The organism is Methyloceanibacter marginalis (genome assembly GCF_001723295.1).
Classification (GTDB): domain Bacteria; phylum Pseudomonadota; class Alphaproteobacteria; order Rhizobiales; family Methyloligellaceae; genus Methyloceanibacter; species Methyloceanibacter marginalis.
Genome location: NZ_LPWD01000030.1, coordinates 1 through 18,501 on the forward strand (window position 1 = coordinate 1; position 18,501 = coordinate 18,501).

General features: G+C 64.9%; 15 protein-coding genes and 2 pseudogenes. 8 read left to right on the plus strand and 9 right to left on the minus strand.

The window, feature by feature from the left end; translation table 11 throughout:
• A pseudogene (locus tag AUC71_RS01490) lies at window positions 1-1,286 on the minus strand (thioredoxin domain-containing protein); the annotation flags it as partial.
• Between the two features lie 169 nt (window positions 1,287-1,455).
• On the opposite strand from AUC71_RS01490, the gene AUC71_RS01500 reads away from it, so the two are divergent.
• From AUC71_RS01500 to AUC71_RS01525, 6 genes are all read left to right on the plus strand, one after another.
• Window positions 1,456-2,304 (plus strand): GGDEF domain-containing protein, encoded by an 849-nt coding sequence (locus AUC71_RS01500; protein WP_069622836.1) that lies wholly within the window; start codon window positions 1,456-1,458, stop codon window positions 2,302-2,304.
• Between the two features lie 90 nt (window positions 2,305-2,394).
• The gene (gene mnmE, locus AUC71_RS01505) at window positions 2,395-3,711 is read left to right on the plus strand and encodes a tRNA uridine-5-carboxymethylaminomethyl(34) synthesis GTPase MnmE (RefSeq protein WP_069622837.1); all 1,317 of its coding nucleotides are present in this window, start codon (window positions 2,395-2,397) and stop codon (window positions 3,709-3,711) included.
• A gap of 87 nt (window positions 3,712-3,798) precedes the next feature.
• Window positions 3,799-5,679, plus strand: coding sequence for a tRNA uridine-5-carboxymethylaminomethyl(34) synthesis enzyme MnmG (mnmG, locus tag AUC71_RS01510; protein ID WP_069622838.1), 1,881 nt, complete (start codon window positions 3,799-3,801; stop codon window positions 5,677-5,679).
• A complete protein-coding gene (gene rsmG / locus AUC71_RS01515) occupies window positions 5,676-6,341 on the plus strand; it encodes a 16S rRNA (guanine(527)-N(7))-methyltransferase RsmG (RefSeq protein WP_069622839.1) in 666 nt (221 codons plus the stop codon). Before mnmG ends, rsmG begins: the two co-directional genes overlap by 4 nt.
• The gene (locus AUC71_RS01520; RefSeq protein ID WP_069622840.1) at window positions 6,338-7,141 is read left to right on the plus strand and encodes a ParA family protein; all 804 of its coding nucleotides are present in this window, start codon (window positions 6,338-6,340) and stop codon (window positions 7,139-7,141) included. The genes rsmG and AUC71_RS01520 overlap by 4 nt, the downstream gene beginning before the upstream one ends.
• A 38-nt stretch (window positions 7,142-7,179) precedes the next feature.
• Window positions 7,180-8,043: a ParB/RepB/Spo0J family partition protein gene (locus AUC71_RS01525; protein ID WP_069622841.1), complete on the plus strand. Its 864-nt coding sequence runs from the start codon at window positions 7,180-7,182 to the stop codon at window positions 8,041-8,043.
• Window positions 8,044-8,045: 2 nt separating this feature from the next.
• Here AUC71_RS01525 and pyrE read toward each other — a convergent pair whose 3' ends face one another.
• The 4 genes from pyrE to leuS form a co-directional block, all read right to left on the minus strand.
• Window positions 8,046-8,612 carry an orotate phosphoribosyltransferase gene (gene pyrE, locus AUC71_RS01530; protein WP_069622842.1) on the minus strand — a complete coding sequence of 189 codons (567 nt, stop codon included), beginning with the start codon at window positions 8,610-8,612 and terminating at the stop codon, window positions 8,046-8,048.
• 145 nt (window positions 8,613-8,757) lie between these two features.
• Entirely contained in the window at window positions 8,758-9,666 is a 909-nt protein-coding gene (gene holA / locus AUC71_RS01535; protein WP_083237979.1) for a DNA polymerase III subunit delta, read from the minus strand.
• Window positions 9,667-9,716: 50 nt separating this feature from the next.
• Window positions 9,717-10,244 carry a hypothetical protein gene (locus tag AUC71_RS01540; protein WP_069622843.1) on the minus strand — a complete coding sequence of 176 codons (528 nt, stop codon included), beginning with the start codon at window positions 10,242-10,244 and terminating at the stop codon, window positions 9,717-9,719.
• Window positions 10,231-12,843, minus strand: coding sequence for a leucine--tRNA ligase (gene leuS, locus AUC71_RS01545; protein ID WP_069622844.1), 2,613 nt, complete (start codon window positions 12,841-12,843; stop codon window positions 10,231-10,233). The genes AUC71_RS01540 and leuS overlap by 14 nt, the downstream gene beginning before the upstream one ends.
• A gap of 128 nt (window positions 12,844-12,971) precedes the next feature.
• Between leuS and AUC71_RS01550 the strand changes: the two genes are divergently transcribed.
• Window positions 12,972-13,667, plus strand: coding sequence for a YggS family pyridoxal phosphate-dependent enzyme (locus AUC71_RS01550; RefSeq protein WP_069622845.1), 696 nt, complete (start codon window positions 12,972-12,974; stop codon window positions 13,665-13,667).
• Here the strand turns inward: AUC71_RS01550 and AUC71_RS01555 are convergent.
• Window positions 13,664-14,098: a L,D-transpeptidase family protein gene (locus AUC71_RS01555; RefSeq protein WP_141701367.1), complete on the minus strand. Its 435-nt coding sequence runs from the start codon at window positions 14,096-14,098 to the stop codon at window positions 13,664-13,666. The genes AUC71_RS01550 and AUC71_RS01555 overlap by 4 nt on opposite strands.
• A gap of 212 nt (window positions 14,099-14,310) precedes the next feature.
• On the opposite strand from AUC71_RS01555, the gene AUC71_RS01560 reads away from it, so the two are divergent.
• On the plus strand, window positions 14,311-14,997 hold the full coding sequence (locus AUC71_RS01560) for a response regulator transcription factor (RefSeq protein WP_069622847.1): 687 nt from the start codon (window positions 14,311-14,313) through the stop codon (window positions 14,995-14,997).
• Here the strand turns inward: AUC71_RS01560 and AUC71_RS01565 are convergent.
• The 3 genes and pseudogenes from AUC71_RS01565 to AUC71_RS01575 form a co-directional block, all read right to left on the minus strand.
• Entirely contained in the window at window positions 14,994-15,815 is an 822-nt protein-coding gene (locus AUC71_RS01565; protein ID WP_069622848.1) for an exodeoxyribonuclease III, read from the minus strand. The genes AUC71_RS01560 and AUC71_RS01565 overlap by 4 nt on opposite strands.
• Window positions 15,816-16,174: 359 nt before the next feature.
• Window positions 16,175-17,017, minus strand: coding sequence for a LolA family protein (locus AUC71_RS01570; RefSeq protein ID WP_069622849.1), 843 nt, complete (start codon window positions 17,015-17,017; stop codon window positions 16,175-16,177).
• Window positions 17,018-17,122: 105 nt separating this feature from the next.
• Window positions 17,123-18,501, minus strand: a pseudogene (locus AUC71_RS01575) (DNA translocase FtsK); the annotation flags it as partial.

Sequence of the window (18,501 nt, forward strand, 5' to 3'; positions counted from 1 at the left end):
GGCTTGTCGAAGGCGGCGGCCGCGTCCGCTAGCGCGGCGATCATCAGCCCGTTCCAATCGGCGAGCACCTTGTCGTCGAGCGGGGCGTATGCGGCCCGCACGCCGTTCCAAGAGCTTCGCGCGCATCGCGGCCAGGCGCGCTTCGGTCTCGGCGTCGCGCAACGCGATCGCGTTCAGGCGGTTGAGAATGGTGTGGCCTTCGAAATTTCCGTGCGCGGTGACGTCGTAAATCTCGGCGAACAGTTTTGCATCGTCCGCGCCGAGCACGTCTTCGATCTCGGCGAGCGACCACACATAGAACTTGCCTTCCTCGCCTTCGGAGTCCGCGTCGAGCGAGGCGGCGAACGCGCCGCCCTCGGTGGTCATCTCGCGCGTGAGCCAGCCGACGGTCTCCTCGATGCGCTGCGCGTAGAGCGGCGACTTCGTCTCGCGCCAGCTTTCCGTCATCAGCTCGATGAGCAGCGCGTTGTCGTAGAGCATCTTCTCGAAATGCGGCACGAGCCAGCGCTCGTCGACGCTGTAGCGCGCATAGCCGCCGCCGAGATGATCGTAGATGCCGCCTTGCGCGATCTGGGTGAGGGTGAGGTCGACCGCCTCGCGCGGATTGGGCAGCCCGTAGCGTAATCCTGCGCGCCACAAGAACCCGAAGAACTGCGTTTGCGGAAATTTCGGCGCGCCCCTTATGCCGCCTTGGACTGGATCGACCGCTTGCAGGAATCGCCGCGCCAGATTGGAGAGCGTCGCGTCGTTGAGCGCGGCGCCATCGCCTTCGGCATGGTGCGGCTTGAGGCGCGCACTGATCGCGTCCGCGTTGGTGCGGACCTTGTCCGGCTCCTCGTGAAACACGCGCGAGATGGTCTTCAGTACACTGACGAAGCCGGGCCGGCCGTAGCGGTCTTGCGGCGGGAAATAGGTGCCACCCCAGAAGGGCTCCGCGTCCGGCGTGAGAAACATGGTCAGCGGCCAGCCGCCCTGCTCGCCGGTCAGGTGCAGCGCGTCATGTAGATCGCGTCCACGTCCGGGCGCTCTTCCCGGTCGACCTTGATGTTCACGAACAGGTCGTTCATGACCTTGGCCGTCGCTTCGTCCTCGAAACTTTCATGGGCCATCACGTGGCACCAGTGACAGGCGGCGTAGCCGACCGAGAGCAGGATCGGCTTGTTGGCCGCCTTGGCCTCGGCGAGCGCCTCCGGGCCCCAGGGCCGCCAGTGGACCGGGTTGTCCTTGTGCTGGAGGAGATAGGGGCTGGTCTCGGCCCCGAGCTGGTTGTCTGGTCTGTCCTGCATGGTGCCTTCCAGGTTACCGGCTAGGATAACGCGCTTCGCCGCCCAATGACCCCTTGCGCGCCGGAAAATTGTTCCACTTGCGGCCATACGCTTAAGCGCCGGTCAATTTCGGCGATGCGATATTTTGGGGGCGCCATGGTATCGTCCCGATAGCTGAGGCCAAGCCGTCATGGCTGAATTCGAAGCGTTCGACCTATTGCCGGCTCAGATCGCCGTCCTCGACCGCGAAGGCGGGATCGCTTTCACCAATCATGCCTGGGACCAGACGGCCGAGGGGCGGCTCCCCGACCGGCGCTGGAACTATTTGGAGGAATGCGCGGCGGCAGCCGATCGCGGTTGCGCCGAGGCGCGTGCGATCGGCACTGGCCTAGGCCTCGTGCTTGCGCGGGAGCTCGACCGGTTTGTGGCCACCTACAACTGTCCGTTCGACGACCGGCATCATTGGTTTCAAATTTCGGCCCGGCCCGGCCGTGCCACCGACGACGAAATCGGTGCCATCGTCATGCATACCGATGTGACGGCGCTTCAGTACGACCACCTCACCGGCCTTGCGAACCGCGCTCTGTTTGAGGCGCAGTCGGAGTTCGTGCTCGACGTTGCCCGCCGCGCCGGCTCGAGCGTGGGGATCGCCCTTATCGATTTGGACGGCTTCAAGGGGATCAACGACGAATTCGGCCACGCAGTTGGTGATGAGGTGCTGGTGCGGTTGGCTCAGAGGCTGTTGTCGGCGACGTCCGACAAGGATCTCGTGGCGCGAGTGGGCGGTGACGAATTCGCAATCGTCACCTGCGCCGGGGCGACGGAGGTCGGCCTCGCCGGGTTGCTGCGGAATGTCGAGAACGCCTTCAAAGAGCCCTTCGTCGTGAAGGGCGCGCACCGCTATCTTTCCGCGAGCGTCGGCGCTGCGCTCTTTCCCGCCGACGGCAAGACCCACGAGGACCTGCTCAAGACGGCCGACTCTCGCATGTACGGGATGAAAAGGGCCACGGGAGGCCGCCACGAAAAGTGGCTCGCCTAGGACCTGAGCAACGATCGTGATCGCGTCTTGCCAGCGCTGGTGAGAAAGTCGGCTCGCCTCGATTGCTGCCCCGGTCCAAGATGCGGCTTCATGAGCGTTGATGACACCATCGTCGCGCCGGCCTCCGGCGCCGGCCCGTCCGCCGTCGCCGTGATCCGCATCTCGGGGCCGCGCACCCGCGCCGTGCTCGAGGTCTTGGTGGGCCGCGTGCCGCGCCCACGCCAGGCGTCCTTGCGCGACATCGGGAGCCCCGCGCTCGACCGTGGCCTCGTGCTGTGGTTCCCGGCGCCAAAGAGCTTCACCGGCGAGGACATGGCCGAGCTGCAGGTCCATGGCAGCCGCGCCGTGGTGCAGGCCGTGGTCGAGGCGGTGCTCGCGGTCGAGGGCACGCGTCTGGCCGAGCCCGGCGCCTTCGCCCGCCGCGCTTTCGAGAACGGCAAGCTCGATCTCACCGAGGTCGAGGGCTTGGCCGATCTCATCAACGCGGAGACGGAGGCGCAGCGACGTCAGGCGCTGGCGCAATCGGAAGGCTCGTTGCGGCGTCTGTACGAAGGCTGGCGCGCCGAGCTCTTGCAGGCGCAAGCGCTGATGGAGGCGGGGCTCGATTTCGCCGACGAGGCGGACGTCGCCCTCGATGTGGGCGTGAAGGCGAGCGCCATCGTCGCGCCGTTGCTTCAGTCCATCGAGGCGCATCTCGCCGACCGCAGCGGCGAGCGTTTGCGCGACGGCTTGCGCGTCGTCATCGCCGGTCCGCCCAATGCCGGCAAGTCGTCGCTGCTAAATGCGCTCGCCAAGCGCGACGCGGCCATCGTGTCGGAGGAGGCGGGGACAACGCGCGATGTGATCGAGGTCCATCTCGATCTCGGCGGCTGCCCGGTTATCCTCGCCGACACCGCGGGGATACGAGCGGGGCGGGGGGAGGTGGAGCAGGAAGGCATCCGCCGCGCGCTCGCCCGCGCCGAAGATGCGGACCTCGTTCTCTGGGTGATCGACGCCACGGATCCGGTCTGGGCCCCGCCGGCGCCGCTTGCCGCCAAGGACGTGGTATTTGCGCTCAATAAATCCGATTGGGGCGTGCCGCCGGCGCATAATCATGCGGCAATAAACCCACTGATTCTCTCGGCCAAAACCGGCGCGGGGCTCGAGGCGCTGATCGACCGGCTGGCCGATCTTGCAGGCGCCGAAAGCGCCGGATCAGGCCACATATCTCTGACCCGCACCCGCCACCGGACCGAGCTCGTGTCATCCCGGGACGCTTTGCAACGTTTTGTTAGCCATGATCTATCGCCCGAGCTCAAAGCCGAGGAATTAAGGATCGCCGCCCGCCATTTGGGCCGGTTGACCGGCCTGATCGACGTGGAAGAGGTCCTGGGCGCCATCTTCGCCGAGTTCTGCATCGGCAAGTAGGAGCCTCGCCGCCATTCAATTGATTCACGTGAAACAGTGCCGCTTCAGGGCTTTGACGGGAGAGCTGCGACCGACTACTTACCGGCCATGAGCAAGGGTTTCAGCAACGGTTTCGACGTCATCGTCATTGGCGGCGGACACGCCGGCTGCGAGGCCGCGGCGGCCTCGGCGCGCCTCGGCGCCCGGACGGCGCTTCTCACCCACCGCTTCGACACCATCGGCGAGATGTCCTGCAACCCGGCCATCGGCGGTCTTGGCAAGGGTCACCTCGTGCGCGAGATCGATGCTCTCGATGGGCTTATGGGCCGCGTGGCCGACGCCGCCGGCATCCAGTTTCGCGTGCTCAACAAGTCCAAAGGGCCGGCCGTGCAAGGCCCGCGCGCCCAGGCCGACCGCAAGCTCTACCGGCATGCCATGCAAGTGGCGATCTCGGAGACCGCTGATCTCGAGGTCGTCGAGGCGGCTGTCGAGGACCTGATCGTCGACGGCAACCACGTCGTGGGAGTCGTGACGACCGACGGCCGCCGTTTCAGCGCCGGTGCGGTGGTGCTCACCACCGGCACCTTCCTCAACGGCCTTATCCATATCGGCGAGACCAAGATCCCGGCGGGGCGCATGGGCGAGGCGCCGGCGCTCGGCCTGTCCGAGCGGCTCTATGGGTTGGGGCTTCGCATGGGACGTCTCAAGACGGGCACGCCGCCCCGTCTCGACGGCACCACGATCGCCTGGGAGCGGCTCCAGGAACAGCAGGGCGACGTGCCGCCCGTGCCGTTCTCGTTCCTCACCGAGGCCATCACGACCCCTCAGGTGCCTTGCCACATCACGCACACGACCGAGGCGACCCACGCCATCATCGACAGCAATCTCGCCCGCGCGCCGATCTATTCCGGCGCCATCGGCAGCGTCGGCCCGCGCTATTGCCCGTCCATCGAAGACAAGGTCGTTCGCTTCAAGGAGCGCGGCAGCCACCAGATCTTTCTGGAGCCGGAGGGACTCGACGACGACACGGTCTATCCCAACGGCATCTCCACCTCGCTGCCCGAGGACGTGCAGCACGCCTTCCTCAAGACCATTCCGGGGCTTGAGACTGCGCGCGTGAAGCGTCCGGGCTACGCCATCGAATACGACTACGTCGATCCGCGCGAACTGCATCCGAGCCTGGAGACGAAGGCCGTCGGGCGGCTGTTCCTGGCGGGCCAGATCAACGGCACCACGGGCTACGAGGAGGCGGCGGGGCAGGGGCTGATCGCCGGTCTCAATGCCGCGCTCGTGGCATCCGGCGCGAAGGAACCCTTCGCCGTCACCCGCGCGACGGCTTATCTCGGCGTGATGATCGACGATCTGGTGACCCGCGGCGTGACCGAGCCCTACCGCATGTTCACGAGCCGCGCCGAGTACCGGCTGATGCTGCGCGCCGACAATGCCGACCAGCGCCTCACGCCCTTGGGGCTAGCCGTCGGCTGCGTGGGCGAGGCTCGTCGCATAGCCTTCGAAGCCAAGACGGCGAAGCTCGAAGCGGGCGCCGCGCTGCTCCGCGGTCTCGCGCTCACGCCGGACGAGGCTGCGAGGGCCGGCCTCACCATCAATCGCGACGGCCGCAAGCGCAGCGCCTTCGACCTTCTGAGCTACCCCGACATCGGCCTCGCCCGCCTCGCCCGAATCTGGCCCGAGATCGGCGCGCTCGATGAGAGCATCGCGAGCCAGCTCGCGGTCGATGCGCGCTACGCCGTCTACATCGCCCGCCAGGAACTGGACGTCGCCGCCTTCCGCAAGGATGAAGCGGTCGCCATCCCTGACGGCTTTTCGTTTGACGCGCTCCCGGGCCTCTCCAACGAGATCCGTCAGAAGCTCGCCCGCCACAAGCCGGCGAGTCTCGGCCAAGCCGCGCGCCTCGATGGCATGACGCCCGCGGCGCTCATGCTGCTCCTGGCACACTTGAAAAAGGGCGCGGCAGCGAAAAGCGCATGAGTGCGCGGCCTAAGGGACTCGACCTCATCGACAGTCCGGAATCGTTCGCCGAAGCCTTTAATGTTCCACATGAAACAATTCTGGCCCTGAGCCGCTACGCGGACCTGCTGGCCCACTGGCAGCGGTCGATCAATCTCGTCGCGCCCTCGACCCTCCCCAATGTCTGGTCGCGCCACTTTGCCGACTCGGCGCAACTGGGTAGTCTTGCGCCGGACGCGCGACTCTGGCTCGATCTTGGTTCGGGCGCAGGGTTCCCCGGGCTCGTCGTTGCCCTCCTGCAAGCCCAAGTGCCGGACTTCCGCATGCACATGGTCGAATCGAACCGCAAGAAATGCGCCTTCCTCGCCGAGGTCGCTCGCGCTCTCCAGACCCCTGTGGACATCCATGCCATGCGTATTGAAGACCTTCCCGAAAAAGCTCAAAGCCTAAGACCGGATGTGGTCAGCGCCCGCGCTCTCGCGCCGCTGCCCTTCCTATTAGAGCTCGCAGAGCCGTTCGTCGGGGAAGGAACCAGGGGGCTGTTCCTGAAAGGTCGCGAGACAGAGGCCGAGATCGAGGCCGCGCAAGCCGGGTGGGATTTCGCGTTCCGCCTGCATCCCAGTCTGACCGACGAGCATGCCCGCATCGTCGAGCTGACGGGCTTGCGGCGGAGGCGGTCATGAGCCGCGCCGCCACCCGCGTCCTTGCGCTTGCCAACCAAAAAGGCGGCGTCGGCAAGACCACCACGGCGATCAATCTCGGCACGGCGCTCGCCGCCGTCGGCGAGCGCGTGCTGATCATCGACCTTGACCCGCAAGGCAACGCCTCCACCGGGCTCGGCATCGAGCAGCGCAACCGCTCGACCTTCGATGTCCTCACCGGCGACGCCACGATCCTGGAGGCCAAGGTCGCGACCCATGTGCCGCGGCTCTCGATCGTGCCGGCCACGATCGATCTCATGTCTTTCGAGAGGGAGGCTGGGAACGCGAGCGGCAAGCATTATCGCTTTCGGGATTGCCTTGCGGAGCTGACGGCATCCGAAAGCGTGGACGAACGAACGACCTATGTTCTCATCGACTGCCCGCCGTCGCTTAATTTACTCACCCTGAACGCCTTGGCGGCGGCCGACGCGTGCTTGTGCCCCTGCCAATGCGAGTTCTTCGCGCTTGAAGGCCTGGCCCAGCTCCTGAGCACGGTCGAGGAGATCAGGGTTCGCCTCAATCCCAAGCTCCGCATCCACGGCGTCGTGCTCACCATGTACGACCAGCGCACCAGCCTGTCGGACCAGGTGGTCGAGGACGTGCGCGCGGTCCTCGGCGAGAAGGTCTACACCACGGTCATTCCGCGCAATGTGCGCGTCGCGGAATCGCCCTCTCACGGCAAGCCGGTGCTCCTTTACGATTACAAATGCTCCGGCAGCCAAGCCTATATCCAGCTCGCCTCCGAGGTGATCGAGCGCGAGCGCCGGATACGGGCGGCATGATGCGGATGGCCCCGGCGGCCCAACACTGGAGATAAAAGATGGCGGTCAGCGCACAGAAGAAACGCTTGGGTCGAAGTCTGGCATCGCTCATCGGCGAGGGCGCCGAGGAGGCGGGGGCTCGCGCCGACCAGCAAACCGTGCCGCTCTCGGCGTTGAAGGCCAGCCGTTTCAATCCACGGCGGGATTTCTCGGACGCGCAGCTCGACGAGCTTGCCAGCTCGATCCGCGAGCGCGGTCTCGTCCAGCCCTTGGTGGTTCGGCCTCTGGCGGGCGGGGACCGCTTCGAGATCGTCGCCGGCGAACGGCGCTGGCGCGCGGCGCAGCGCGCGAACCTGCACGAGGTGCCGGTCGTCATCCGGGCGCTGTCTGACCAGGAAGCGATCGAGGTCGCCATCATTGAGAACGTCCAGCGCGAGGACCTGAACGCCATCGAGGAGGGCGAGGGCTATCACGCCCTGATGCAAGGCCACGGCTACACCCAAGAGGACCTTGCCAAGGTCATCGGCAAGAGCCGCAGTCACCTTGCCAACACGCTCCGTCTGCTCAAGTTGCCGAAGTCGGTCCAGGACTTGGTGCGGCAAGGCGGCCTCAGCGCCGGCCATGCGCGCGCCCTGATCGGCCATCCCGACGCCGCCGCGATTGCCGCCCGCATCGTTAAGGAAGGGTTGACGGTGCGCCAGGTGGAAGCGCTGGCCCAAGAGGAAAGCGAGAAGCCCAAGCGCAAAAAGGCGGCCGGCAAGGATGCCAACACGCGCGCGGCGGAGTCGGAGTTGCACGACGCGCTTGGCCTCAAGGTCGAGATCAAATCCGGACGTGGCGAGCGCGGCGAGCTTCGCATCCGCTATACGAGCTTCGATCAGTTCGAGGATATCCGCACCAGGCTCATGCGCCGGCCGCGCTGATCTCAGCCGTCGCTCAGAAACTCTTCGGCCTTGAATAGCGATTTGAATGGCACGCCCGCTTCCGCGTAAAGCGCTGCCGCCCCCTCGCCCCGGTCGAGGATCGAGATGACCAGCGTGACCTGGGCGCCCGCGGCTTCGACTGCCTTGACCGCGTCCATGGCCGAGGCGCCGGTGGTGGTCACGTCCTCGAGAATCACCACGGACTTGCCTTTGATGTCGTTGCCGTCGACGCGCTTTTGGGTGCCGTGATCCTTGACCGCTTTGCGCACGAAGAAGCCCGGCAGATAGCGGCCGTGCGCCGGGCTCTTCATCGCGACGGGCGCAATGAGCGGCACCGCGCCCATCTCTAGACCGCCGACTGCATCAGCAGTAACCCCTTGAAGTTCTTGAAGAATTAGGTCCGCCATGAGATCCGCGCCGTCGGGGTCGAGCATTGCCGGCTTCATGTCGAAATAAAAGTCGCTCTCCTTGCCGGAAGCCAGCACGACACGTCCGCGCCGGAACGCGCGTTCGCGCAGCAACATGAAAAGCTTGTTACGGCGCTCGAACGTGGCGGCGTCTTGGTCCATCTCAACTCCTCGGGGTCAAAGCCGGAAATGCATAGGAACGCCCATGTACGGCGTCAAACTTTCGATGTCAGCGTCAACAGGAGCCGTTCGGCGAAGGCGCTATCGAGATCGGGCGAGCGGCGCGATCGCCTGATGGTTTCCTGAATCAAGGGCAGCGCGCTCGCGAGCCGCTTCGCGCCCCACCTCCGGCAATGGGCCGCGAAAGCGTCCCGGCGCTGTAGTGGAGCGGCGGCCGCAAAGTTCGGACCGCCTCGTCGAGATTGCCCTCGCGCGAGGCCACCTGGTGGAGCCGGGTGAAGTGCCGGGCGAGCGCGGACATCGCTGCGGCGCGATCAGTACCGGCCGCGGCGAGCCGTTGCAATTCGCGCAGCGCGTCCTTGGCTTCGCCGCCGCTTGCCGCATAGACGAAATTCTCAAGCGCGATCTCCGCAGCGTCACCTACGACCGCCGCGATGTCGTCATGGGTGACCCTGCCGGCGCCCCGCGCGTAGAGCGCGAGCTTGGCGACCTCGGTACGCGACATGGCGTGGTCGGCGCCGAGCCGGCTCGTCAGATAGGTCTTGGTCTCGCGGTCGATGGCAAGACCGGCCTCGGCAAGCTCCGCATCGATCACCGCGGCCAAGTCGCGCTCATCGGCATAGCAGGGTAGCGCCGCCGCATCGGGGAGCTTCTCGAACAGTTTGCGCAAGCCCGAATCGGGCCGGAGATTGCCCGCCTCGACGATCAGCGCATTATCCGATGGCTCGTCAAGCAGCGCTTTCAACGAGGGCACGTCGAGCCGGCTTCCGGCCGTCACCCGCACCACCTTGGCGCTGGCGAACATGGGCTGAGTGCGCAACTCGACGTCGAGTCGGGCCGGGTCCTCGGCGAAGTCGCGGTCGTCGAGACGGATAATCTCTGCGTCGGCTCCCTGCCGGCGCGCCAGGGTCCCCGTCAGCGCCGCGGCGCGTTCGGACACAAGACCCGCGTCCGGTCCATAGACGAGCACGGCGCGGCAGCTGGGATCGGGAGATTTCAAAAAGCGCGGAACGGCCGAGGCTTTATGGGCGACCATGACGGCACAATCCGCGAGAAGGGTTCAGGTCAGGCGAAGCCCAGCGACGCTCAAGCCGAGCTGGCGAGGAAGGCCGCGACTTGGGTCTTGATGCTCTCCGACACGGTCTCGGCGGCGCGGTTTTCCGCGTCGTAGCGAGCGCGCACATTGGCGAAGATCTCTTGGTAGCGGCTGTAGGGCGCGCGAGACACGGCCGATCCCTGATGGATGACCGCGCCGTTCGAGGCGTCGATCAGCTTGAAGCTCGCCTCGAGCTGGTAGACCTGACCTTTGGCGTCACCCGAGATCCGCACGAGCTGATTGATGACCTGTTCGCGGATGGCGATCCTCAGCTTGAATTTTTGAGGCGCCGCAACGCCGCCACCCGTGTTCGCGAAGATCAGCTCGTTGCGCACCTTCTGGCCCACGCGACCGGGGATCGGCTGGACATCGACGGCCGCCATGGTTTCCGACAGCTTGGCGCCGCTCGCGGTGGTGGAATTCGAGCCGTAAAGCGGCTGGAATCCGCAGCCCGCCAGGCCAAGCCCGGCCAGCCCGGCGCAAGCCACCAGCGCAAAAGCAGGATTACGCCACCACATTGACGATCCTCTGCGGCACGATCACGACCTTCTTGATCTTCCGTCCCCCTATGGCGCGGGTCACATTTTCGAGCCCTAGCGCCGCAGCTTCAATATCTTCCTTCGAGGCGTCTCGCGCAATCGTCAATTCGTCTCGCCTCTTGCCGTTCACCTGGACGGCGATGGTCACCGTATCCTCGGTCAACAGGGCCGAATCCGCCTCCGGCCAGGGCTGTTCGGCCACAAGCCCTTCATTTCCAAGGAGCGCCCAGCATTCCTCCGCCAGATGGGGCACCATGGGGGCTGCGATTCGCGCCAAGAGCTGTGCGGCCTCCCGCATCGCGAACTTGAGATCGTCCTCGGATTGCTTCGCAGAGGCCCTGCAACGCAGACGAGAGCGCGTTGGCCAGCTCGTAGATCTGGCTACGGCCGTGTTGAAGCGCAACTTCTCGATAGCCCCGGTCACGCCGGCCACGGCTTTATGTGCGGCCCGGCGCAGTGCCTCTGCCTCGGTCCCACTCTCGACGGGCGCTGGCGTTCCCGGCGCGGCGCCTTTATCGGCCGCCTCGCCCACCAGCCGCCAGACCCGTTGAAGGAAACGATGCGCACCTTCCACACCGCCGGCGGTCCATTCGATGTCGCGCTCCGGCGGCGTGTCGGACAGCATGAACCAGCGCGCCGTATCGGCGCCGTACGCGCCGATGATGTTGTCGGGGTCGACCACGTTCTTCTTCGACTTCGACATGGACTCGACGGCGCCGACCGTGACCGGCGCGCCGGTCTTCACCTGCACCGCCTTGCCGTCGCGCAAGGTGACCTCTTCGGGGAGCAGCCACTTGCCGTCCGCATCCTTGTAGGTCTCGTGCGTGACCATGCCTTGGGTGAACAGACCGCGGAACGGCTCATCGATCGTGACGTGTCCAGTCTTGTGCATCGCGCGCGTGAAGAAGCGCGAATACAGAAGGTGCAAGATCGCGTGCTCCACGCCGCCGATATACTGGTCGATCGGCAGCCAATATCCGACGGCGTTGGTATCGGTGGGCACGGAAGCACGCGGCGAGCAAAAGCGCGCGAAGTACCAGGACGAGTCGACGAACGTATCCATCGTGTCGGTCTCGCGTCGGGCGATGCCACCGCAATTCGGGCAGGCGACGGTCTTCCACGTGGGATGATGGTCGAGCGGATTGCCTGGCACATCGAAGCTGACGTCGTCGGGGAGCTTCACGGGGAGATCGTCCGCCGGCACCGGCACGATGCCGCAAGTCTCGCAATGGATCATGGGGATCGGACAGCCCCAATAGCGCTGCCGTGAAATGCCCCAATCCCGCAAGCGAAACTCGGTCTTCCGCACCCCTTGCGGAGCTCCGTCCGACGTGCGCGCCGCCAAGCGGTCGGCCATGGCGATCTTCGCGTCGGCCATGGCGAGTCCGTCGAGAAAGTCGGAATTGATCATCACGCCGTCGCCGGTATAGGCCTCTTCGCCAATCTCGAACGTGCTCGGATCCTCGCCCGGCGGCAGCACGACCGGCGTCACTGGCCGGTCGTAGGCACGCGCGAACTCGAGGTCGCGCTGATCATGCGCGGGACAGCCGAAGATGGCGCCGGTGCCGTACTCCATCAGGATGAAGTTGGCGATGTAGACGGGAAGCTCGGCGCCCTCGATCACGGGGTGCGCCACGCGCACGCCGGTGTCGAATCCCTTCTTCTCGAGTGTCTCGAGTTCCGCGGCGCTGGTGCCGTGGTGATGGCATTCATCGATAAAGGCTTGTGAGTCTCTGTCTGTGGATGCGATGGCCCGCGCCAGCTTATGGTCCGGCGCGATGGCCAGGAACGCCGCGCCGAACAGCGTGTCGGGTCGCGTGGTGAAGACTTCGATGGTCGCGAAGTCTTCCGGTGCGGTGCCTTCGATCGTCTCGAAGCGCACGATGAGACCTTCCGAGCGGCCGATCCAGTTCGCCTGCATCAAGCGCACCTTCTCAGGCCAACGGTCCAGATCCTGAAGCGCGTCGAGCAGATCTTCCGCATAGTCGGTGATCTTGAACACCCACTCCGGCTGCTCGCGTTGCTCGACCAGCGCACCCGAGCGCCAGCCGCGCCCGTCGATCACCTGCTCGTTGGCGAGCACGGTCTTGTCCACCGGGTCCCAATTCACCTTGCGCGTCTTGCGGTCGACGAGCCCCGCCGCGAGCATGTCCAGGAACAGCTTTTGCTGCTGGTGATAGTATTCGACATCGCAGGTGGCGAGCTCGCGCGACCAGTCGAGCGACAGACCCATACTCTTTAGTTGGCCGCGCATAGTGGCGATGTTGTCGTAGGTCCACTTCGCCGGGTGCACGCCCCGCTCGATGGCGGCGTTCTCCGCGGGCAAGCCAAAGGCGTCCCAGCCCATCGGGTGGAGCACGTTGTGGCCGCGGGCCCGCATATAGCGGGCGACCACGTCGCCCATCGTGTAGTTCCGTACATGGCCCATATGGATGCGTCCGGACGGGTACGGGAACATTTCAAGAACATAGTATTTCGGCCGTTGGTCGTCCTCGCTGGCCTCGAAGAGGCTCTTCAGCTCCCACGCCTGCTGCCAGTGCTTTTCGCGTGTCGGCGCGTCGTAGCGGTCCGCGGCCATCTGTCTTATCCATTCCTCACATCGATTCGGCGCGGCAATCGAACCCAAATGCCCGAAACGGTCAAGTTGCGCCGAATCGCGTTGCCGCAGGCCGCCACGGACCCGAAGATGCCTGCTAGGTACCTTGCATGAGCGCTGAAAGCCACTCCGCCGCCGAGATTCCGGAGCGCCTCCGTCAGGTGAAAGAAGAGATCGTGCTCGCGGCGGAAGCCGCCGGCCGGAAGCCGAGCACGGCCGAGCTTGTCGCCGTGACCAAGACGATGCCCGCTGCTGCCATCGAAGATGCCATCGAAGCAGGTCAGCGCATCTTCGGCGAGAACCGCGTGCAGGAGGCGCAAGCCAAATGGCCGGCGCTCAAGGCGCTGCATTCGGATCTCGAGCTTCATCTCATCGGGCCGCTTCAGACGAACAAGGTGAAAGAGGCCGTGGCCCTGTTCGATGTCATCGAGACCCTCGACCGGCCCAAACTTGCCCGTGCCCTCGCCGAAGAAATGAAGCGTACGGGAAAGCGTCCGCGCCTCTTCGTTCAGGTCAATACCGGCGAGGAACCGCAAAAGGCCGGGATCGCGCCCGAAGAGACGGCTGACTTCGTGACGCTCTGCCGCGACACGTTCGGTCTCGCCATCGACGGGCTCATGTGCATTCCGCCGCTTGACGAGGAACCGTCGATGCACTTCGCGCTTCTCGCCAAGCTTGCCAAGGAGATCGGGCTCGACGAGCTCAGCATGGGCATGAGCGGTGACTTCGAGAAGGCCATCGCTTTCGGCGCTACTTATGTGCGCGTCGGCACCGCCATCTTCGGCACGCGGGTGCTCCTCGACTAACGCGTGATGAGGACGGTCGTGCCGCTCTCGATCTCGGCAAGGACCGCCAAGAGATCACGCCGCGAGAGCGCCACGCAGCCTTCCGTCGGCGTGTAGCCGTCCCGGGCAAGATGCATGAAGATGGCGCTGCCCTTTCCCCGGATGCGCGGCCGGTCATTGTAGCCAAGCACCAGAACAAGATCGTAAAGCCCGTCGTCCCGCATCAGCCCCTCGGCGCTCCGTTTCGAAGGAAGCCGCACCAGCCGGTTGTAGTTGCGGTCTCTCGGGTCGTCGCACCATCCGTCCCCGGCCCGGATCGCCCGCACCGGCAGCGATGTCCGCGGCCGCGGGATCTTGTCGGGGCGGTAGAGGACGAGCCGCACGGGAAAGCGCCCAAGCGGCGTGCCGCCGTCGCCCTCGCGCTTGAGCGGTTTCACGCTCCCTCGGCCGATGGCGGCCTGCCGTACGTCAAGACGAAGCTGGACCCGCGCCTGGCAAGGGCGCCTGGCGCGCGGCGCACAACGATGGGCCTTGATCGCCTAACTCTCATGATTCCTGGCTCTTTTGGCCCGTGTCACGGGTTCGACATGCTTGTCGCCGGGCCAGCGCCCCCTTACAACCCTCCGGAGCACAGTCTTTGGAACCCCCCAGCAAGGACGGGCAGATGAGCAACGCGCGCAGGATCCTCATCATCGACGATGACGATGAGCTTCGCGAGTCTTTGAGCGAGCAGCTTTCGCTTCACGAGGAGTTCGACACGGAGCTGGCCTCCACCGCGCAAGAGGGACTGAAACTTGCCCGCAACGGTCATGTGGACCTGGTTCTGCTCGATGTCGGTCTGCCCGATCTCGATGGCCGGGAGGCCTGCAAGCTTCTGCGGCGCGGCGGCTTCAAAGGCCCTGTGGTTATGCTCACGGCCCAGGCTTCCGATGCCGATACCATTCTCGGCTTGGAGTCGGGCGCCAACGACTATGTAACCAAGCCCTTCCGTCTCGGCGTTCTGCTGGCCCGTATCCGCGCGCAGCTCAGGCAGCATGAGCAAAGCGAAGACGCCGTCTTCACCATCGGTCCCTATACCTTCAAGCCGGCGGCGAAGCTGCTCCTCGACTCCGGCGGCAGCAAGATCAGGCTCACCGAAAAAGAGACCTCGATCTTGAAATATCTCTATCGTGCCGGCGAGCGCGTGGTGACGCGAGACGTTCTGCTGCATGAGGTGTGGGGCTATACGGCCGGCGTCACGACGCATACGCTCGAAACGCATATCTACCGGCTGCGCCAGAAGATCGAGAAAGACCCATCGCAAGCCGAACTCCTCATCACCGAGACCGGCGGCTACAAGCTCGTCCCTTAGTCGATCTCGAAGTCCGCAATGACTGGTACATGGTCCGAGGTGCGCGGCCAGTCACGCGTTTGGTCGAGGACCCGCATGGCAACCGCCGCTCCGTCGAGCGCCGGGGTGGCCCAGACATGGTCGAGCCGCCGGCCGCGGTTCGAGGCGCGCCAGTCACGGTTGCGGTAGCTCCACCAGGTGAACAGCTTTTGTTCGGGCGAGACATGACGTCGCATCACGTCGATCCAGTCATGGGCGGCCCGCACCTGCTCCAGCCGGCTGGTCTCCGGGGGCGTGTGGCTCACCACTTTGAGGAGCTGCTTATGGGACCAGACATCGGTCGGCAGCGGCGCCACGTTGAGGTCGCCGACAAGGATCATGCGGTTCTTGCCCTTGGCGCGATAGCCGCCGAACCAGGCGGTCATGGCGTCGAGGAAATCGAGCTTGTGCTGGAACTTGTCGTTGATCGCGGGGTCGGGGATGTCGCCGCCGGCCGGCACGTAGACATTATGGCAGGACAAGGGCTTACGGCCCGGCGCCGCGCCGTCGAGCGCCACGGCCAAATACCGAGCCTGACCCCGTCCGCAAAGGTCGCGGCGGTCGGCGCGCTTGAAAGGGATACGCGAAAGCGTCGCCACGCCGTGATAGCCCTTCTGGCCGCAGACCGCGATATGGGGAAAGCCCAGCGCCTCGAGGGCCGCGCGGGGAAACTGATCTTCCTGGCACTTGATCTCTTGCAGGCAGAGCACGTCGGGCTTCTCGGCCCGCACGAAGCGCTCCACCAGGTCGAGCCGAAGCCTGACCGAGTTGATGTTCCACGTGGCGAGCCGAAGACGCATTGTGACAGCTGGTATGGCGTTCGGCGCGCAGGGGCAAGCGCAAGCACCGCAGCGTGCGCCGGTTATGCAGACATTCAACAGATTCGAAAAATAAAAAGGCGTCCAACCGCTGCGCAGGGTTGGACGCCAGAAGCGCGTTCTTCGCGCGCGTGCCGGGAGGGAAGCCGGCACGAGCGAACTACATCTTCGGCTAGACGGGGGGCACTACCGATGAAATCGATGTAGTCCGCTTCTGAAACAACAGATATGTAGATCGCCGGGCGATTTCAACGCCCGTCGCCCGGAAAATTTAACAAGGTGTAAACGGCCTTAGGGCCCCACCTTAAAAGATTGATTCACTTAGGGTTTACAGCCGCTTCCTAACGGAAGGGAGACTGGTTGAAGTCCTTGGAATCGAACCATCCAGTCGCCACGCGTCGCCCGGCGACAATATTGTTGACGGTGACCCGGGTGGTCAGGCCTTGAGCGTCGGTGATCACCCACTCCTTCAGTTCGAGCTCCGGGTTCGCATTGAAATAGAGTTTGATCCGCCCGGCGGCCTCACCCCCGCGGTCTTCCAGTGAAATGGCAAGTGTTCCGTCCTGCCGCTCGACGCCGACGATACGCGCGTCGCGGCCAAGATCGACGGTGTCCGTCAGCAGCAACCGGAACGGTGTCGATTTGATCGGATACTTCTCCACGGTTTTGAGGTCCGAGTCTTCGATCGCCAGGGAGTGCCCGTCGGCCAGGATGCGTAGCGCGCTCGGCGGCGCGTAGTCGAAGCGGATCTTACCGGGCCGCTGCACGTAGAAGCGGCCAGACGTGCGCTTGCTGTTGGGATCGACCTGTTCGAAATGACCTTGCAGATTGGTGATGTCGTTGAAATAGGCGTTGATGCGATTGACCGCTTCTGCCTGCTCCGCACCGATGAGAGGTGTGGGCGCATCGGTCGCCTCGACCGCCGCCTCCCAACTCGCCCCTTCGTCGATCGCCGTCGGCGTGATCTCCTCGACGGGCGCGGCATTGTCCGGCGGCACCACGTCCTGGCCGATAGACGGGCGCAACGCACTTTCGGGCGCACCACCACCCTGTTCGGCATTTCCTCCGGTGATCGGCGATTTGGGTACGGTCGTCGAGCTGTCCTGCGCAAAGGCCAGCCCGGCGGTCAGGCTCAGGGCGATTGGCAGGCTGGCGAGGACCCTGGCGGCACTGCGGATTGTCATAAACCCTCTCGTCGCGTCCAGTCGGGGCGAGGACGTAAGCTTTGAGACATTCGATAGATGATTCCGCCAAATCTGGTCAACTTCTTGGCGGCGGAGTCAAACGCCCTAATAAGGCGCTGCGGCCTCGTCGTCACCCACCAGAATCTCGCGCTTGCCGGCATGATTAGCGGGGCCGATCAGCTCCTCGTTCTCCATGCGCTCGATCAAGGTCGCCGCGCGATTGTAGCCGATCCCCAGCCGTCGCTGAATGTAGCTCGTGGAGACCTTCCGGTCGCGCAGAACCACGGCCACGGCCTGGTCGTAGAGCTCGTCGCCGCTGTCACCGTATTCGGAGGGGCCGCCCTCGTCGTCGTCCTCGTTCTCCGCCTCATCGGTGACCGCGTCGAGATAGGCGGGCACCCCTTGCCTCTTGAGATGGCGCACGACCTTCTCGACCTCGTCGTCCGACACAAAGGGCCCATGTACGCGGATGATCCGCCCGCCGCCCGCCATATAGAGCATGTCGCCCTGACCGAGTAGTTGTTCGGCGCCTTGCTCGCCGAGAATAGTGCGGCTGTCGATCTTCGAGGTGACCTGGAAGCTTACGCGGGTGGGGAAGTTCGCCTTGATCGTGCCGGTGATCACGTCGACGCTCGGACGTTGAGTCGCGGTGATGAGATGGATGCCGGCGCGCGCGCCATCTGCGCGAGCCGCTGGACAGCCGCCTCGATGTCCTTGCCAGCCACCATCATGAGGTCCGCCATCTCGTCGACGATCACGACGATGTAGGGCATGAACTCGTAGTCCATTTCCTCTTGCTCGTAGATGGCGCGGCCGGTCTCGCGGTCGAAGCCGGTCTGCACCGTGCGGGTCAGCATCTCGCCTTTGGCTTCGGCCTGGAGGACGCGGGAGTTGTAGCCCTTGATGTCGCGCACACCGAGCTTCGACATGCGCTTGTAGCGTTCCTCCATCTCGCGCACGGTCCATTTCAGCGCGACCACGGCCTTCTTCGGGTCGGTCACCACCGGCGCCAGAAGATGCGGAATCCCGTCATACACCGACAGTTCCAGCATCTTCGGATCGATCATGATGAATTTGCACTGCTCGGGCGACAGCCGGTAGAGCAGCGACAGGATCATCGTGTTGATCCCGACCGACTTGCCCGAGCCCGTGGTACCGGCAATCAGAAGGTGCGGCATGCGCGACAGGTCGGCGATCATCGGTTCGCCGCCGATCGTCTTGCCGAGCGACAACGCCAGCCGCGCATCCGTATCCTGGAAGTCGGACGACTCGAACATCTCGCGCAGCATCACCATTTCGCGCCGGTCGTTCGGCAACTCGATACCGATGGCATTGCGGCCCGGCACCACGGCGACGCGTGCGGCAATCGCGCTCATGGACCGGGCGATGTCGTCGGCCAAACCGATGACGCGCGAGGACTTCGTGCCGGGCGGCGGCTCGAGTTCGTACAGGGTGACCGACCGGGGCCGGGGCGACATTTGTGA

Bases quoted from the DNA above. Each gene is read 5' to 3' on its own strand.
- mnmE (WP_069622837.1), top strand. From the start codon at position 2,395: ATGAGCGTTGATGACACCATCGTCGCGCCGGCCTCCGGCGCCGGCCCG.
- holA (WP_083237979.1), bottom strand. From the start codon at position 9,666: ATGGTCGCCCATAAAGCCTCGGCCGTTCCGCGCTTTTTGAAATCTCCC.
- AUC71_RS01525 (WP_069622841.1), top strand. From the start codon at position 7,180: ATGGCGGTCAGCGCACAGAAGAAACGCTTGGGTCGAAGTCTGGCATCG.
- AUC71_RS01500 (WP_069622836.1), top strand. From the start codon at position 1,456: ATGGCTGAATTCGAAGCGTTCGACCTATTGCCGGCTCAGATCGCCGTC.
- pyrE (WP_069622842.1), bottom strand. From the start codon at position 8,612: ATGGACCAAGACGCCGCCACGTTCGAGCGCCGTAACAAGCTTTTCATG.
- AUC71_RS01570 (WP_069622849.1), bottom strand. From the start codon at position 17,017: ATGACAATCCGCAGTGCCGCCAGGGTCCTCGCCAGCCTGCCAATCGCC.
- AUC71_RS01540 (WP_069622843.1), bottom strand. From the start codon at position 10,244: ATGTGGTGGCGTAATCCTGCTTTTGCGCTGGTGGCTTGCGCCGGGCTG.
- mnmG (WP_069622838.1), top strand. From the start codon at position 3,799: ATGAGCAAGGGTTTCAGCAACGGTTTCGACGTCATCGTCATTGGCGGC.
- AUC71_RS01520 (WP_069622840.1), top strand. From the start codon at position 6,338: ATGAGCCGCGCCGCCACCCGCGTCCTTGCGCTTGCCAACCAAAAAGGC.
- rsmG (WP_069622839.1), top strand. From the start codon at position 5,676: ATGAGTGCGCGGCCTAAGGGACTCGACCTCATCGACAGTCCGGAATCG.
- AUC71_RS01550 (WP_069622845.1), top strand. From the start codon at position 12,972: ATGAGCGCTGAAAGCCACTCCGCCGCCGAGATTCCGGAGCGCCTCCGT.
- AUC71_RS01565 (WP_069622848.1), bottom strand. From the start codon at position 15,815: ATGCGTCTTCGGCTCGCCACGTGGAACATCAACTCGGTCAGGCTTCGG.
- leuS (WP_069622844.1), bottom strand. From the start codon at position 12,843: ATGGCCGCGGACCGCTACGACGCGCCGACACGCGAAAAGCACTGGCAG.
- AUC71_RS01560 (WP_069622847.1), top strand. From the start codon at position 14,311: ATGAGCAACGCGCGCAGGATCCTCATCATCGACGATGACGATGAGCTT.